This is a genomic window from Nitrospirae bacterium YQR-1, from assembly GCA_039908095.1.
Lineage (GTDB): Bacteria > Nitrospirota > Thermodesulfovibrionia > Thermodesulfovibrionales > Magnetobacteriaceae > Magnetomonas.
Genome location: JAMOBJ010000004.1, coordinates 24,059 through 39,972 on the forward strand (window position 1 = coordinate 24,059; position 15,914 = coordinate 39,972).

The 15,914-nt window shown below is 45.1% G+C and carries 16 protein-coding genes; all 16 read left to right on the forward strand.

What is annotated here, in order from left to right; translation table 11 throughout:
* Position 1: 1 nt before the first annotated feature.
* The 16 genes from H7844_03820 to H7844_03895 all read left to right on the forward strand — a co-directional run bounded on the left by H7844_03820 (position 2) and on the right by H7844_03895 (position 15,884).
* Positions 2 to 1,672 carry a nitrite reductase gene (locus tag H7844_03820; GenBank protein ID MEO5356410.1) on the forward strand — a complete coding sequence of 557 codons (1,671 nt, stop codon included), beginning with the start codon at positions 2 to 4 and terminating at the stop codon, positions 1,670 to 1,672.
* Complete coding sequence (locus tag H7844_03825) at positions 1,673 to 2,761, forward strand: radical SAM protein (GenBank protein ID MEO5356411.1); 1,089 nt, start codon at positions 1,673 to 1,675, stop codon at positions 2,759 to 2,761.
* Positions 2,749 to 3,810 carry a NirF protein gene (locus H7844_03830; GenBank protein MEO5356412.1) on the forward strand — a complete coding sequence of 354 codons (1,062 nt, stop codon included), beginning with the start codon at positions 2,749 to 2,751 and terminating at the stop codon, positions 3,808 to 3,810. Before H7844_03825 ends, H7844_03830 begins: the two co-directional genes overlap by 13 nt.
* Before the next feature lie 17 nt (positions 3,811 to 3,827).
* Entirely contained in the window at positions 3,828 to 4,829 is a 1,002-nt protein-coding gene (locus tag H7844_03835) for an Lrp/AsnC family transcriptional regulator (protein MEO5356413.1), read from the forward strand.
* A 306-nt stretch (positions 4,830 to 5,135) separates the two neighbouring features.
* On the forward strand, positions 5,136 to 5,852 hold the full coding sequence (fabG, locus tag H7844_03840) for a 3-oxoacyl-ACP reductase FabG (GenBank protein ID MEO5356414.1): 717 nt from the start codon (positions 5,136 to 5,138) through the stop codon (positions 5,850 to 5,852).
* Positions 5,846 to 6,412 (forward strand): acyloxyacyl hydrolase, encoded by a 567-nt coding sequence (locus tag H7844_03845; protein ID MEO5356415.1) that lies wholly within the window; start codon positions 5,846 to 5,848, stop codon positions 6,410 to 6,412. Before fabG ends, H7844_03845 begins: the two co-directional genes overlap by 7 nt.
* Before the next feature lie 36 nt (positions 6,413 to 6,448).
* On the forward strand, positions 6,449 to 7,666 hold the full coding sequence (locus tag H7844_03850; protein ID MEO5356416.1) for a beta-ketoacyl-[acyl-carrier-protein] synthase family protein: 1,218 nt from the start codon (positions 6,449 to 6,451) through the stop codon (positions 7,664 to 7,666).
* The gene (locus H7844_03855; GenBank protein MEO5356417.1) at positions 7,663 to 9,108 is read left to right on the forward strand and encodes an NAD(P)/FAD-dependent oxidoreductase; all 1,446 of its coding nucleotides are present in this window, start codon (positions 7,663 to 7,665) and stop codon (positions 9,106 to 9,108) included. Before H7844_03850 ends, H7844_03855 begins: the two co-directional genes overlap by 4 nt.
* Positions 9,101 to 10,345 (forward strand): beta-ketoacyl-[acyl-carrier-protein] synthase family protein, encoded by a 1,245-nt coding sequence (locus H7844_03860; protein ID MEO5356418.1) that lies wholly within the window; start codon positions 9,101 to 9,103, stop codon positions 10,343 to 10,345. Before H7844_03855 ends, H7844_03860 begins: the two co-directional genes overlap by 8 nt.
* Positions 10,342 to 10,605 (forward strand): phosphopantetheine-binding protein, encoded by a 264-nt coding sequence (locus H7844_03865; GenBank protein ID MEO5356419.1) that lies wholly within the window; start codon positions 10,342 to 10,344, stop codon positions 10,603 to 10,605. Before H7844_03860 ends, H7844_03865 begins: the two co-directional genes overlap by 4 nt.
* A complete protein-coding gene (locus H7844_03870; GenBank protein ID MEO5356420.1) occupies positions 10,602 to 11,360 on the forward strand; it encodes a 1-acyl-sn-glycerol-3-phosphate acyltransferase in 759 nt (252 codons plus the stop codon). Before H7844_03865 ends, H7844_03870 begins: the two co-directional genes overlap by 4 nt.
* Entirely contained in the window at positions 11,360 to 12,706 is a 1,347-nt protein-coding gene (locus tag H7844_03875) for an AMP-binding protein (protein ID MEO5356421.1), read from the forward strand. Before H7844_03870 ends, H7844_03875 begins: the two co-directional genes overlap by 1 nt.
* A complete protein-coding gene (locus H7844_03880) occupies positions 12,703 to 13,593 on the forward strand; it encodes a hypothetical protein (GenBank protein ID MEO5356422.1) in 891 nt (296 codons plus the stop codon). The genes H7844_03875 and H7844_03880 overlap by 4 nt, the downstream gene beginning before the upstream one ends.
* Positions 13,593 to 14,069, forward strand: coding sequence for an acyl-CoA thioesterase (locus H7844_03885; GenBank protein MEO5356423.1), 477 nt, complete (start codon positions 13,593 to 13,595; stop codon positions 14,067 to 14,069). The genes H7844_03880 and H7844_03885 overlap by 1 nt, the downstream gene beginning before the upstream one ends.
* On the forward strand, positions 14,062 to 15,171 hold the full coding sequence (locus H7844_03890; protein ID MEO5356424.1) for a beta-ketoacyl-[acyl-carrier-protein] synthase family protein: 1,110 nt from the start codon (positions 14,062 to 14,064) through the stop codon (positions 15,169 to 15,171). The genes H7844_03885 and H7844_03890 overlap by 8 nt, the downstream gene beginning before the upstream one ends.
* Entirely contained in the window at positions 15,168 to 15,884 is a 717-nt protein-coding gene (locus H7844_03895) for a hypothetical protein (GenBank protein MEO5356425.1), read from the forward strand. The genes H7844_03890 and H7844_03895 overlap by 4 nt, the downstream gene beginning before the upstream one ends.
* Positions 15,885 to 15,914: the final 30 nt, after the last annotated feature.

Sequence of the window (15,914 nt, forward strand, 5' to 3'; positions counted from 1 at the left end):
GATGTTTTTTAAGTACTTTGTAGCAGTAGTGATAGTTATAGTGCTCCTTCCCGTTTCAGCATTGTGTGGAGACGGGGAGGAGTACAACAAATATTGTTCACAATGTCATGGAGCGGACAGGCTGGGAAAAACAGCCTCTCCGCTTCTTCCACCTCTTCTTAAGAAGTACTCCGACCAGGCTCTTACAAAAGTCATAAGGGAAGGATTGCCCGCAACTCAGATGCCCTCGTTTCCGGATACCTCGGATGCTGAGGTAAAAAATATAATTTCTTTTGTCAGATCCCCGGCAACGGTAAAGTGGGACAAGAGTGATATTTTACAAAGCATAACACTTAACAAAACTGAAATAAACCCGGTCAGTATCGAGCAGTTTAAGAAAATTGTTGACAAAAAAAACATAACCGCTGTTGTTGAAAGAGGTAGGAATAAAGTATGGATAATGTATAACGACAGGGCTTTTGACTGGTTTGATTTCCAAAACGTCCACGGTGGCGGGAAGTTTTCAACAGATGGAAAAATGTTTTTTATTCCCTCAAGAGACGGCTGGATAGGCAAGTATAACCTTACTGATGAGCGCTACTACGGCAAGGTAAGAGCCTGTGTGAATCTTAGAAATATAAGTCTCTCAAGAGATGGTAAATATATATTGGCGGCGTGCCTTATGCCGCAGCAAATAGAAATTTTATCGGCGGCCGACCTGAGTCCGGTTAAGACCCTGGAGGTTCCAGGACGCATTAACGCTATCTATGAAACGTATAGTGACGATAAGGCTCTGTTTACAATAAACGAAAAGCCGCTAATCGGCAAATTAAACACAATTGATTTTAAGATAGACTACACTACAGTTGAATGTACTTTCGATGATTTCTTTATAGATCCTCTAGAGCGGTATGTAGTTGGTACCTCACGAGGTAAAAAGCTGGTAATAGTTTATGATCTTCATACGGAAAAAGAAGTTTATAGAAGAGAGATGGAGAGTATGCCCCACCTTGCGCCTGCCGCTTTTTGGTATAGCGGCGGGGATTTTTATTTTGCGACTCCTCACATAAGTAAACCCACCATATCAGTATGGAAAATGTATAACTGGGATATGGTTAAAGAGATAGAAATCGGGGGTGAGGGGTTTTTTGTAAAGACAACGCCTAAAACTCCTTATTTATGGATAGACAATGGGTCGGATAAACTGGTCTTATTAAATAAAAAAGACTTCAGTATGAGGGAAATAACGCCACTTAAGGGCAAAAAGGCAACGCATACGGAGTTTACCGGCGATGGCTCTATTGCTATGGTTAGCGTGTTTGACCCTGATGGTGAATTGGTGTTTTATGACTCGGCAACTTTAAAAGAGCTAAAGAGGGTTAAGGCCGTTTTGCCGGTTGGGAAATACAATTTTGTGCATAAATCCCGCTCATATGAGAAGTTTCAACTTGGACAGGAGGTATTTAATGTAAAGTGCTGGGGCTGCCACCACACGACCCGTGAGGCCTTCGGTCCCTCTTTCAAGTGGATTGTAAATAACAGAGATGAAGGTAAAATTGTTGCCCACATAGTTGACCCTGAAAAGTCTGCAAAAGAGCAGTACAGTAAAACCTCGGCAATGCCTCACCTTAACTTGAAAAAGGAAGAGTTGGAAGTGATTTTAAGATTTATGTATGAGTTTAAGGATAACTAAATGCTTCGGCTTTCAGAGTTTCTTCACGACTCCTCATCAGGAAAACTTTATAAGGAAATGAAGGGTATTGTTTGCATCTGGAATCTGACTAATAAGTGTAATCTTACATGCAAGCACTGTTACTCAAGTGCTAATGAGGAACTTCAAAGCACAATGAGTATTGAAACAATAGCCGGTGTGTTGCCGCAACTAAAAGAGTCAGGTGTAAAAATGGTAATTCTCTCCGGTGGGGAGCCCCTCCTCAGACAGGATATTTTCGATATTGCCGGTATCATGAGAAAGAGCGGTTTGAATCTGACACTTTCAACTAACGGCTTATTAATAAACGAAAATATAATTGATAAGATAAAGGACTCCTTTCAGTATGTCGGGATAAGCATTGACGGAGAGCCCGGAGTGCACGACCACTTTCGTGGTAGATTCGGTGCATACGACAGCTCTATACGGGCTATAGGGCTTTGCATGGAGGCCGGAATTAACGTCGGGGTCAGATTTACTCTTTCAAATCTTACTTATAGAAGTCTGCCTCACATATTCAGACTTGTTGAGGAAATGAAAATTCCAAAACTCTACATATCACACATAGTCACATCAGGGCGTGGCAAAGACCTGATGTTACCAAAACGGCAGGAGTATTTGTCCTCGGTTAGATTGACAATTAATAAAACAATTGAGTATTTTAAAGAGGGTGGCATAACAAAAATAGTTACCGGCAACAATGACTCCGAGGCTGTGGTGTTTCTAAACACTGTACAGGAGCAGCTGCCGGAGGTTTATCCAATCCTTTTGCAGAGCTTAACACATTGGGGTGGAAACCAGGCAGGAGTGAAACTTATGAATATAAACCACAGGGGTGAGGTAAGGCCGGATCCGTTTTTTGTACATAACTGCGGCAATCTGCACGAAAACTCATTAACTTCAATCTGGAACTCCAACGGCTTATTAACCATGCTCAGAGAAAAGCCAAGGAAGGTTAAAGGTAAATGTATGAATTGTGAGTATTTGGCGATTTGTAACGGTAACTGCAGGGCGCGGGCTTATGCCTTTTATGGAACTTATGATGCGGAGGACCCGGGATGTCTTATCTAACAGCCATAATATCAACTATATGCTGCCTTTTATGGGTAAGCACGTCAGAGGCGGAGAAGATATATGTTGTGGAGCGTGAGCGTGGTGCACTTGCCGTTATAGATGAACAAAAGAAATCATATGAAATTGCCGGTCTTGGTAACTTAAACCATGCAACGTTAAAATTTTACGGTAAGTTTGCCTATGTTATCAGCAGAGACGGCTATTTTTCCAAAATAGATACAACCACTGACACTGTTGTTAAAAAAGTAGCAGTTGGTGAAAGTGGCATTGGTTTTGTCTCTTGTGGAAACTTTATCGGTGTAGCGAATTATGACCCCCGTGATGTTGTCTTTCTTGACCTTAATCTGGAGGTAGTTAAGAAATTTGATACAGAATCAAGAAATGTTGGAATAAAGTGTGCAGATAACTACTTTATGTATGCACTTATGGACAGAGATGAAATTTGGATACACAATGCCGATAAAAACTTTGAAAAAATTAAAACCATAAAGACAACCGGTAACTTGCCTTTCGATGCATTACTTTCCGATGATACCTACATGGTAGGTTTTTTTAAGGGAGGCACCGGGGCTCTTTCCCTTAAAGACTTTCAGTACAACGAATATATAATAAAGGCGGGGACGGAAGTTGTGTATAAAATCCCGCACTTCGGCACATGGGGAATACACCACAGGAAAGCCTACATACCTGCTGTAGGCGATAAAAAGCTGATGTTATACGATATTAATAATTTTCAACATCTTGGGTTTATCGAACTAATCGGCCTTCCGGTATTTGTCGTAGTGTCGCCGGATGGCAAATACATTGCGGTAAACTACAGCGGAGATATGGATAATTACATAACAATTATAGAATTAGCCGGCCAAAAAGTGATTAAAAACATAGAAGCCGGCAGAAGAATAATGCACATGAGATTTTCAAAAAACAGCAGCACCCTTTATGTATCATCGTACTTTGAAAACATGATCAAATCAATTGACATGAAAAGCATGGAACTCAAACCATTGTATGAAGTTCCAAGCCCTTCCGGTATTTTCATATATTAAGAGAGGCAGGAAATCAGATGGAACAGGATGAAATTATCAAACTTCTGGAAAGGGGCATATACATTACTAAGGAGCCGTTTTCAGAGATGGGAGTAACCCTCGGTTTGACGCAAACAGAGCTTATCAACAGGATAAAGAGTCTTAAAGACAATAAAATAATAAGACAAATATCGCCTATTTACGACTCGAAAATGCTCGGCTATGAGGTAGCGTTGGTTGCTTTCAGAACTACCTCCGACACCATAGACTCAGCGGCTAAAATAATAAACACGTATCCAGGCGTAAGCCATAATTACGAACGTTCAGAGTTTTTTAATCTCTGGTTTACAATAGCGGTGGATTCAAGCGTTTTTAACGGACTTGATAAAACAGTACAAAAGCTTGCAGAGCTCTGCGGTGTTACAGACTACGCAATTTTAGCACCGGTGAAGCGTTTTAAAATAAACGTTATGCTTGGCTCTTACTGGGAGGCCGGTGACAGGGAAGAGGTGCAAGTAAACAAAAATGTCTTTATACCTCTTACAAACGAGGAAAAACAAATTGTGCGTGTAACTCAGATAGATATGCCGCTGGTTGGAAAACCGTTTTTGCATTTTGCTGAAATCTTAGGGCTTGATGAGGATTATCTTCTGGATAAACTCAGGGAGTTTCAAAAGCGCGGAATAATACGCCGGATTGCCGCCGTTATGTTTCACAGAAAGATGGGCTACAGTGCTAATGCGATGGTGGTGTGGAGGGTCCCGCAGGAGCGAATAGCTGAGGTCGGCTCAAGTATTGCTTCCTTTAAAGCCGTCTCACACTGCTATGAACGTACCACAACTCATCAGTGGCTGTATAATCTCTATGGGGTTATACATGGCAAGAGTGTCGGGGATGTGGAAGCGGTAGTTGAAAAAATCAATAACATGAACTCTCTGAACGATTATAAAGTATTATTTTCGATAAAAGAGTTCAAGAAGGTGCGGCCAAAATACTTTACAGAGGATTATATCGCATGGGAAATGTCTAATTCCAACTGAACTAAAATAAGTACCGCCAAAGGATTTTTACCTCCAACCTCATTGACAGTAGTATGACACGCTCTTTAAAAAACTTGACAATTAATTTATAAAGATGTAGAATTTAGATGCGGGCACGGCTTTTCAATAAAATAGTGTTGTAATTGGGGGAAAACGGTAGGTAATGCCTTGTTTTATTATTTGTAAACTTCATAAACGGCTTATATCGGGTTGCATTCATTCGATTAACTTTGTTGGCATCATCGAAAGCACCCAGCCGCCTCGTTACTCTTTCGACAGCAACCCTGTATTATTTAACGGGTTCTTATGATAGCATTGGTAACAGGTGCATCAAGAGGGATAGGCAGGTCAATAGCTTTACAGCTTGCATGGCAAGGATTTGATATTTGGCTTAACTACCACAGCCGTGACGAGCAGGCCCGGGAGGTGGCCGGCCTGATTGAGCAAATTGGACGTAAGGTTTTACTTTTAAAGTTTGATGTGGCAGATAATGCAGCTGTTGACGGAGCCTTAACTGAACTGACGGAAAGGCTGGGAACGCCGGATGTTTTAGTTAACAATGCCGCAATTGCCCGTGACAGCTTAATGATTTGGATGACACAGGATGATTGGACTTCGGTTATAGGCACAACATTAAACGGATTCTTTAACGTGACGATGAAGGTGTTGCCCGGCATGTTGCAGCGTAAAAGCGGTAAGATTATAAACATTGCTTCCGTATCCGGCGTTATAGGCAACCCCGGGCAGGTAAACTACAGCGCAGCAAAGGGCGGGCTGATAGCCGCCACCAAAGCATTAGCCAAAGAGGTCGGCAAACGGGGAATCAATGTTAACTGTGTCGCTCCAGGCTTTATTGAGACTGACATGGTTAAAGACCTTCCAGTAAAGGAAATAGTGAAAATGATACCTGTACAAAAACTTGGTAAGCCGGAGCAGGTGGCATCGTTGGTGGGTTTTCTGGCCTCTGAAAACGCTGATTACATTAACGGGCAGGTTATCGGCGTAAATGGCGGTATATGTTGATAAGGCATGGTTTATTGATAATCATTTCCGTCCTTGTATTGCTCCAATGGGCTGTAGCAGTAAGGGCTGAGGAGATTGGCTTAATCAAAGGGCCGGTTAGTCGGGGGCTTGGCGTATCTTATGGCCAAAACTGGTCTCCTCATACGGATGATATAAGATTTACAACTGCAGATGTCTTTTGGGTTTATGACAGAGACCCTTTTTTCCCCTACAAGGCTTCCCCTGTCCTTAATTGGATATTGGAGGCACAGGCAGGCGCTACTGTGGATGGTCCGGCTAAATTGATTCTCTCTGCGGGTGTCCTTGTAAAACTATTACTTACAACTGAGCCTGATAGTGCGGGTATCTATGCCCTGGGCGGAATAGGTGTGATTTATACCGGCTTTAAAGTGGAGGGTCAGGGACTGAATTTTAATTTTAATCCACAGTTTGGTTTTGGTGTGGATATATTAAAGAAATATTATGTGCAGCTTCGCTGGCACCATGTGTCAAACGGTGGGCTTAATGAAAATAATACCGGTATTAACTCCGTCGTTATCCATAGTGGAGTGTATTTCTGAATGCTTTTGGATACTTAAGATCAGGAATACTGCACAATGCACTCAGTGGCTATTACGGGAATGGGGATTGTTTCATGTTTAGGATGTGGTAAGGAAAAGGTAACACAGTCGTTAAAGCACTGCAAGGGTGGCATCAGGCTTGTACCGGAACGTAAAGTTATCGGTTTCCGCAGTGCCTTAAGCGGTGTTATTGATGATTTTCAGATGCCTAAAATAGAAAGAAAAAAATCCCTCTCGATGCCTGAGTTTGTCAAGCACGGATATGTGGCGGCATTGGAGGCAATCGGGCAGGCCGGCTGGAGTGATGATGAAATCAGAAGTGAGAAAACCGCATTGATTCTGGGAAATGATTCCAGCACGCTGGCTAATTATAAACAGGCCGCCCTTACTATGGAGGCAAAGAGTACGATGTCTCTTGGCGCCAATCTGGTCTTTCAGGCCCTGACCTCCACTGTTACAATGAATCTCAACGTGTTGTTAGGCAACAGAGGCGCATCATGGACATTAAGCGGAGCTTGTGCAAGCGCCGGACATGCCATAGGACAGGCCGCCGGTCTGATAGCCATGGGCAGACAGGACAGAGCCGTAAGCGGGGGTGTGCAGGAAGTCAACTGGGAAAACGTGGCAGCCTTTGACGCCATCAATGCCCTGTCAACCAGGGAGGATGAGCCTCACAGGGCATCCCGTCCTTTTGACGCCCTGAGGGATGGGCTGATTCCTGGGGGCGGTGCCGCTGTTGTTTGCTTAGAGAGAGAGGAGCTGGCAAGAAAGAGGGGTGCTCCCATTCTGTGCACAGTTAAATCATACGCATTTTCCTCAGACGGGAAGAATCTGGCTGTCCCCACAGGCGAGGGGCTTCAGCGCTGCATGGAAGAGTGTCTCAAAGGCGGGTGCACAAACACTGATGAGGTGGATTATATCTGCGCTCATGCAACCTCCACACCTTTAGGGGACAGAGCGGAAGCGGCGGCTATTTATAATGTTTTTGGTGCACAGGGGCCGTGGGTTAGCTCTTTGAAATCATACACCGGACATGAGATGTGGATGGCAGGTGCCGGTCAGGTTGTTTACTCACTGCTTATGGCCGCAGAGCACTTTATTGCCCCTAATCTTAATTTTGAAAGACAAGAACAGGATGCTCCTCCCTTAAAAATTGTAAAGGAAATAACTGATTTCAACTTGAAGAAAATCCTCTGTAATTCATCGGGATTTGGAGGTACTAATTCGTGCCTCTTACTGGATCTTGAAAATTGAAATACGATTCAATAGTAATAGGTTCAGGATTTTCGGGTCTTAGTGCCGCCATAGTGCTGCAAAAAAACGGCCACAAAGTGCTGGTGCTGGAAAGAGATAAGAAGCCCTCACCCCTTGTAAGACGTTTTAAGCGTAATGAGCTCTGGTGCGATGTGGGGTTTCATTATGCAGGTGGTTTTAAGTCTTCTGCAATGCCTGCAATGTTTAAGTATCTCGGAATATGGGATAGGGTAACTCCACTGCTTATGAATACAAAGGCTTTTGACCGTATCTTCTACAATGGAAAAGTCTATGAAATACCATGCGGATTTGAAAATGTAAGACAGGCATATCTCAATTATTTCCCTGAAAGTGCCACCGCTGTTAATGCCTACATGGACTATATAATAAAGACACAGGATAGTACTCCGTTTATAAATTTTGATTTAGACTTTGAAAACTACTCTTTAACAGCATGCAACAGCGATATCTCTTTTCATGATTTTCTCAAAGGCCACGGTGCAGAGGACGAATTCATAAGTATCGCAGGGAATCACTGCTATGCTTTGTGTGCAACAGAGGGCAGGGAAATCTCTATGCATTACCATGCACTGATTATGGGGGCTTTTTATGATTCAGCCTACATGTTTGACAGAGGCGGTGATGAAATAGCAGATGCGCTCTCAGAAGTGTTTATGTCACAGGGCGGTGAGATTGCCTGTAACCGTGAGGTTGTGCAGTTGGAGGTAGCGGAGGGTAAGAGCATTAAAGCCGTGCATACATCAGATGGCGGCCGTGTTGAGTGTGATTACTGCCTCTTTAGCGCACATCCGCACCTCTTATGTACAATGCTGCCGCAAGGAGCGGTAAAACCTGCCTTTATCAACAGACTCAAAGGCCATGCCGGCACTGACTCTTTTTTTATAATCTGGCTGGATGTTTTTAACATGCCGGATGTTTTTAAGGCTACCAATAATTATGTTTTTAGTACTGACGGCAGGGAGTATATAGCCGTTATGGCCTCTGATGAGAGAGGAGATAAAAGGAAAGCTCTCAGTGTTATCAGCACAAGTCCTCAGCAAATGCCCGGAATTGAACAATATGCACAGCGCACGGTTGACCCTGCCTATTATAACTTTAAAGATAAACACACCCGGTATATTCTTAAAAAGGTGGAGGAGCTGTTTCCGGCACTTACCGGCAACTATAGACTCTTAGAGGCTGCCACCCCGCATACAATAGAGCGTTACACGGCAACACCCGGAGGGTCGGCATACGGTACTAAGCACACAGTGTATCAGAGTGATCTAATCCCTGTCACCTCAGTGCGGGCTCTGTACCTGTGCGGGCAGAGTGTTCAGCTCCCAGGCTTAATGGGTACTATGATATCGGCTTTTATCTCAACGTCCATGATTTTTGGGTTGGAAAATATCCGGAACCAGATAAGGCTTTATAATGAATAGTGTTTATATTACAGGGATGGGCGTGTTGTCTCCTTTTGGCATGGGTGTTGATATTATGTTAAACTCAATGAAAGCAGGGCAAAGTGCAGTAAGGAATATGAAAGAAACGTGGGAACGCTGCATTCCTGACCTGCAATGTTGGGTGGGAGCTCCGGTTAGTGACGATGCCTTTGATTCCAGGGCAATACCCAGGAAATTTCGCAGATGTATGGGGAAAACCAGCCGGATGGCATACTATGCAGTAAAAGATGCCCTGCATGAGGCAGGGATTACAGAGCAGCTGAGAGCAAGCGGCACAATGGGTGTGTCTTTTGCCTCAACAACGGGCTCTACAGAGGCATTGAGCGGTTTTTTTGAGAGTTACTTTCAAAAGCGCAGCTTATCAGATACGGATTCAGGGACTTTCTTTAAAATAATGAGCCATACCTCTGCGGCTAATATCGCCCATGCCTTTGGTATATACGGCAGAGTGATATCACCGTGCTCGGCCTGTACATCATCTACACAGTCTATAGGCCTTGGTTTTGAAACCATTAGAAACGGTACACAGGACATTATGCTCTGTGGCGGTTCAGATGAATTGCACCCATTGGTGTCAAGCTCCTTTGATCTGCTTAAGGCCAGCTCGTACAAGTACAACAACACACCGGAGCGTACCCCGAGGCCGTTTGATAAGGACCGCGACGGTACGGTTTGCGGCGCAGGCGCCGGGTGTCTGGTTTTAGAGTCGGAGAGCTCGGCTAAGGCCCGTGGAGCAAAGTGCATTGCTCAGGTGACAGGATTTTCCACACTGACCGATGCCTCCTCTATGGCACAATCAAGCACTGAGTCCATTGTACGCTGCATTAGGGCGGCACTGTCGGACTCAGGTCTCAGTGAGAGGGACATCAGCTTTGTTAATGCCCACGCCACAGGAACTCTTCAGGGTGATGCCGCAGAGGCCGCAGGAATAAGAGAGGTCTTTGGCGATGAGACGGTGCTTGTTAATTCACTTAAGGGGTATATCGGCCATACCACGGGAGCAAGCGGGGTCATAGAGCTGATTGCTTGTTTAAAAGCAATGGAGTATGATCTGCTTTTACCTGTTATGAATCTGGAGAGCCCCTCGGAGGATTGTAAAGGGCCGGCATATATACAGAAACGGCATACATCATACAGTGGACGTTTTTTTTTGAAAAACAGCTTCGGGTTTGGAGGAACAAACTCGGTGTTAGTTATCAGGAGGTGTAGGGAATGATTAGCCGCAAGGAGATTGAAAAAAAGGTCAAAGAGGTTTTAATTAACGAGTTTGAGCTGGATGAGGCTGCTTTAACTTCTGAAGCTAATTTATATACGGATTTGGAATTGGACAGCCTCGATAGTGTCAACCTGGTGGCAGCTTTGGAAAAGGCTTTTTCTTTTAAGTTTTCCCGTGAAAAAGATGAGGAGAAGGTCCGGGCAATTCGTACTGTCAGCGATATTTATGATTTCATTGACAGTAAACAGAGAGAGGGATGAACAGAGGCAAAATATCCATTTCAGATTATTTTTTTATTATTTTTAGCCAAATATTTTTAGTTTATTTTATTATTATGAGCATAATTTATCTGACATTTGTGCCGTTTATAGTACTAATCAGCCTTATTGCAGAGGGCTGTGGAATAGACGGCTCAGCAAGAAGATTTACCTATATATACAGTAAGTTTTCGATGGCTCTTTTTTGGCCGGTTTTGAGAATTTCGGTTGCCGGCAGGGAGTTACAGCCGGGGGGGCCTGTTGTATATGTGGTAAATCACCGCTCGGCAGTGGACGCTTACCTTACCGCTGCGTATGCTCATTGCCATACTATAATGTTTGTAAGGGCATGGCCCTTTAAAATACCGTTCTATGGAACAATCATGCGTTTAAACGGCTACGTTAATTCCGAGGAGATGTCCTTTTTTGAATTTGTTGAAACCAAAGGTAAAGAGTTGGTTAGCCGTAATGTGTCAATGCTTATTTTTCCGGAGGGACACAGATCCCCGGACAATAAACTCCACCGTTTTCACTCAGGCGCTTTCTCTTTGTCATGCAGCCTCAATATTCCTGTTGTACCGGTGTGTATAACGGGCTCGGAGAGATGTCTCTCAAAACAAAGGCCGTATTTGTTTCCGGCTAAGATACACATAGAGATTTTGCCCCCGGTATTTAATGACGCCTTTACCGGGCAGTTTAGGGAATATGAAATGAAAAAACATGTCTTTAATCTGATGAAAAATAAACTTGGAGAGTGATGAATAACAAGCATCTTATGCCGGTACTGCCCCAATGTGAGGCTGAAATGTGGAGAGGGCTTGCCTTTGAATCACCTGAAATGATTGAGCGGGTACAAACGGAGATTTTTTTAAAGCACCTGAAATATTGCGCTCTTAACTCTCCTTTCTACCGGAAAACGTTTAAACAACACAGTACACAATGGCAATCGGTCAGTTCACTCTCTGAAATAAAAAACCTGCCCTTTACAGATAAGGGCGATTTAGATACCTGTTGCAGTGAGTTTTTATCTGTGCCGCCGGAGGAAATAGCGGATGTATGCCTGAGCTCGGCAACTACCTCCTCAACACCTGCACAGCTGCTTCAGACCAAAGGCGATTTATCCCGTCTGGCGTATAATGAGGAGATTGCATTTGAAACAGCGGGAGTTGAGAAAGGACAGACGATGGTTGTGGGGGCTGCGTTAGACCGTTGTTTTATGGCGGGGCTTGCTTATTTTCTGGGTGCAGTTAAGTTAGGCAACAGAGTAATCCGCTCAGGCGCTTCAAGCCCTGCCCAGCTATGGGAATTGATAAAGCTGACAAGGCCGCAGACAGTGGTAGGGGTGCCGTCGCTGTTAAGACGCTGTGCCCTTGAGGCCGAAAGAAACGGCGGACAGCCCCGCAGTGCCGGTGTGAAACGTATCATTGGAATTGGAGAGTCTATCCGTAACAGTGCTCTTGAGCCCCTACCGCATATAGTTGAGTTAGAGGCATTGTGCAGCGCAAGGGTATTGTCAACCTACGCTTCCACTGAAATGGCCACATCCTTCTGTGAGTGTCAGGAGCAAAAAGGCGGCCATATAATACCGGAGCTGATAGTAGTGGAAATAGTTGACAAGGATGGTAATGTTTTACCTCCCGGGCGGACAGGTGAGATTGTAGCTACTCCATTGGGAGTGGAGGGTATGCCGCTTTTGCGTTATAAGACAGGGGATATATCGTTTTTAATCAGTGAAAAGTGCGGCTGTGGCCGCAATACCATGCGTATGGCACCGGTGTTGGGACGTAAGAACCAAATGCTTAAATTTAAGGGTACGAGAGTCTATCCGGAGACATTTCTCCATGCCGTACAGTCTGTGGAGGCGGTGGCGGGAGGCTTCGTGGAGGCGCATTTAAACGACGACGGAACAGACCATGTCATCTTATGTGTAGCGCTGCATCAGAAGCTCACGGATATGCGTATAATACGTGAAAAAGTACAGGCCGTGGCCAGGGTGACGCCTGAGATTAAGATATTAACCACAGAGGAGTTTGAAGCACGTACCACAGTGCCCGGTAAACGGAAACGCATATTGTTTTTTGACCTCAGGAGCAATGCAACATGACCCTAAAGAGCCACAGAAGGAAAATAGAAGACTACCTGCCACACCGTGATGCTATGCTCCTTATAGATGAGCTCTTATATGTACAAACTGATACGGGAGGCGCCTCCGTTGTAATCAAAGAGGATAATATCTTTTATGCTTCCGATGAGGGATTAAATCCGGCGGCATATGTTGAGCTTATAGCCCAGACAGCCGCCGCCTATACAGGCTATGACGACAGACAAAAAAATAAACCTGTGAGGTCGGGCTTTTTAACGGGGGTTAAGGACTTTCAGGTAACGGCTGAAAGCAGAGCCGGCGATACTCTTTGCATAGATATAATGCGTAGTCTTGACATGAAAAATGCCACAGTGCTTGAGGGACTAATAAAACACTCAGACGGCAGGGTGTGTGCTAAGGGCACCTTAACTCTGTGGATACTGGATCAACCGCTTGAGCCGCCGGTTTTAAGCGGACAATCCCCCTTTTCTGATGTAACCGGCAAAAGGGAGGCTCTGCTGGATGAACTTAAAGGCGGGGGCAGCCGGGTGGAAAATTATATTTTTGAGCATACACTCATAAATGTCAGGGGCAAGGACACTTTGGTTATGTGCATTCCTTTTAATTCAGGGTTTATGGGGTTTGCCGGCCATTTCCCGCAGGCGCCTGTTTTGCCGGGAGTTGTGGTGCTTCAGAGCGCCCTTGCGGCGGCGGAGATACTAACGGATAAGCATTTGAGGCTGGAAACAATAGAGAAAGCAAAATTTATGGGCGTTGTACTGCCTGAGCAGCCCCTCATATGTGAATGTAAAGTGACAGACAAGGGGGAACAAAAAATGTGCAATGCAGCATTTACAGTAAACAATAGAAAAGTGGCATCTGCACTGTTTAGCGTGAGGGAGGCCTGATGAGCAACCGCAGGGGCAAGGCATACTTTGAAACATCCCCTGCCGCCCCGCCGCCTCTGACTGTAGAAACTCAACGTGTGGCACGTTTTGAAGAGGTTGACTCCTTGCATGTCGTATGGCATGGCCGTTATCCCAGTTATTTTGAAGACGGCAGAGCCGCTTTCGGCGGAAAATATTCCTTTGGATACATGGATATGTATAACGCAGGCTTTCTGGCGCCAATCTATCAATTACATTTTGATTATCACACGCCGATTGTCTTTCCTGAGGAGTTTAGAATAATCACCAGGGCAATCTGGTCAGATGCGGCACGGTTGAATTTTGAATATGAACTCAGAGGGCCGGCGGAAAGATTAATTGCTACAGGATACTCCGTACAGCTTCTGACTGACCTTAACTTCAATCTCCTTGTGTTAATACCTCAGTATCTGGAGAGGTTTCGCAATTTATGGAAAGAGGGTAAGCTTCATGGCTAAAGTCTTCATAAAGCAGGCGGCTGCGTTTACTTCCCTGGGTGAGAACCTTGATGATACTTTCGATGCACTGTGTTTGGGAAAAACCGCAATAGCGCCGGTTAAGAGATTCAGTACCGTGCACATGGAGGGCACGGATGCAGCCATTATACCTTCATTAGACATGAGTGATTCAAATAAGATAATTACGCTTTTGTCAAAGTTACTACCACAGCTGAATGATTTGTCACCGGATACGTTTGTCATCTGGACAGGGATAAAGGGCGGGGTGGAGCAGATAGAAAGACAAGCCGGAGGGCTTGCACGGTTAAGTGAGAAATGGGCCTCGGATTACCGTAAGTGGATAGCGGAGGTGTTGTCCCTCAACGGCACAGGGATGGAAATAAACGCTGCGTGTGTTTCTTCAACGGTGGGTATCTCTGTGGGGGCGGAGCTAATTGAACGTGGGCAGTGTAGGAGTGTTTTAGTTGTCGGCGCCGACTGGGTAAGCCGTTTTACATTTTCAGGGTTTGCATCTCTGAGGGCATTAACAAAAACGGTTTGCCGCCCTTTTGATATAAACAGAGACGGGTTGGCAATAGGTGAGGCGGCGGCGGCGGTGCACTTGACAGACCGGCAGGGCAGTGGTGAGAATTTGCCTGAGCTTATAGGCTCAGGGATTGCTAATGACGCCAACCACATAACGGGGCCCTCAAGGGACGGTGCCGGCCTGACTTCGGCTATACATGCTGCACTGAAACAGGCCTCCCTGAGCCCTGTGGATATCGGCGCATTCTGTGCCCACGGCACAGCTACCAGGTATAATGATGACATGGAGCTTACAGCCCTTGAGAGAGTTTTTGATAAGAGACGTTTCCCTGTGTTTTCGGTAAAAGGAGCGCTTGGACACACTCTGGGCGCAGCAGGAGTTTTGGAGACGGCAATTTGCCTGAAGGCACTTTCCTTGCATACCATACCGCCCACCTGTGGATGTAAAAATCCTGAGCAGCGGGCCTCAGACAGAGCCGGAGACTATAAGCAGGAGTTTAAAGGCTGCAACATACTAACAACAAACTCAGGATTTGGCGGCATAAATGCCGCACTAATTATAAGGGCTCCTGAGTGAATATAAGAGTTTCAGGCGGCGGCTTTGTGACAGCCAACGGTTTTGGTAAATTAAACGATACGCTGCCGCTGCCGCTGAAAAAGGGTACTGTGGAGATGCCGGCAGTTGAGCAATTATTTGCAAAGACCGGAATGCCCGCCCGTTTCGGACGTTTTGATAGTTTCACCAAGATGGGCTTTGCGGGGGCTGCACTTGCCCTGGATGATGCCGGCTACAGGGCGGATAAAGGCAGCATTTGCGGCATGATTGTCGCATCATTCTATGATACTGTAAACACCGATAAGGCTTACTACGAGACAACATTGGAACAGGATGGTTTTTTGAGCAGTCCTAATCTTTTTTCATATACCCTTCCGGTGATTATACTGGGTGAGTGCTGCATTGTTTTTTCTATAACCGGACCGGCTTTTTGTGTGGGTAATGAAAGGGGGCGTGAGGGACTTACAGCATTAAAGAACGCAGTGAGGTTAATTGAATCAGGCAAGGCCGCTCAGATGCTTGTCGGATGGGTAGATGATCCGCCACAGGAGACGGATGACCCGCCGGTTTCGATTTTTGTTTTTCTTGAGGGAAATGTTGGTGACACTGACTCGAAAATTATCATGCACGATTGGGGATGTTTGAGCAATGGACTTAACACGGAGATAACATCTATTATGGACCTCTTTAAAGGGGAAACGTCAAGGAGCTTTAGACGAAGCCAACAAAGTTAATCGAATAAATGCAACTTGGTATTAGGAGGA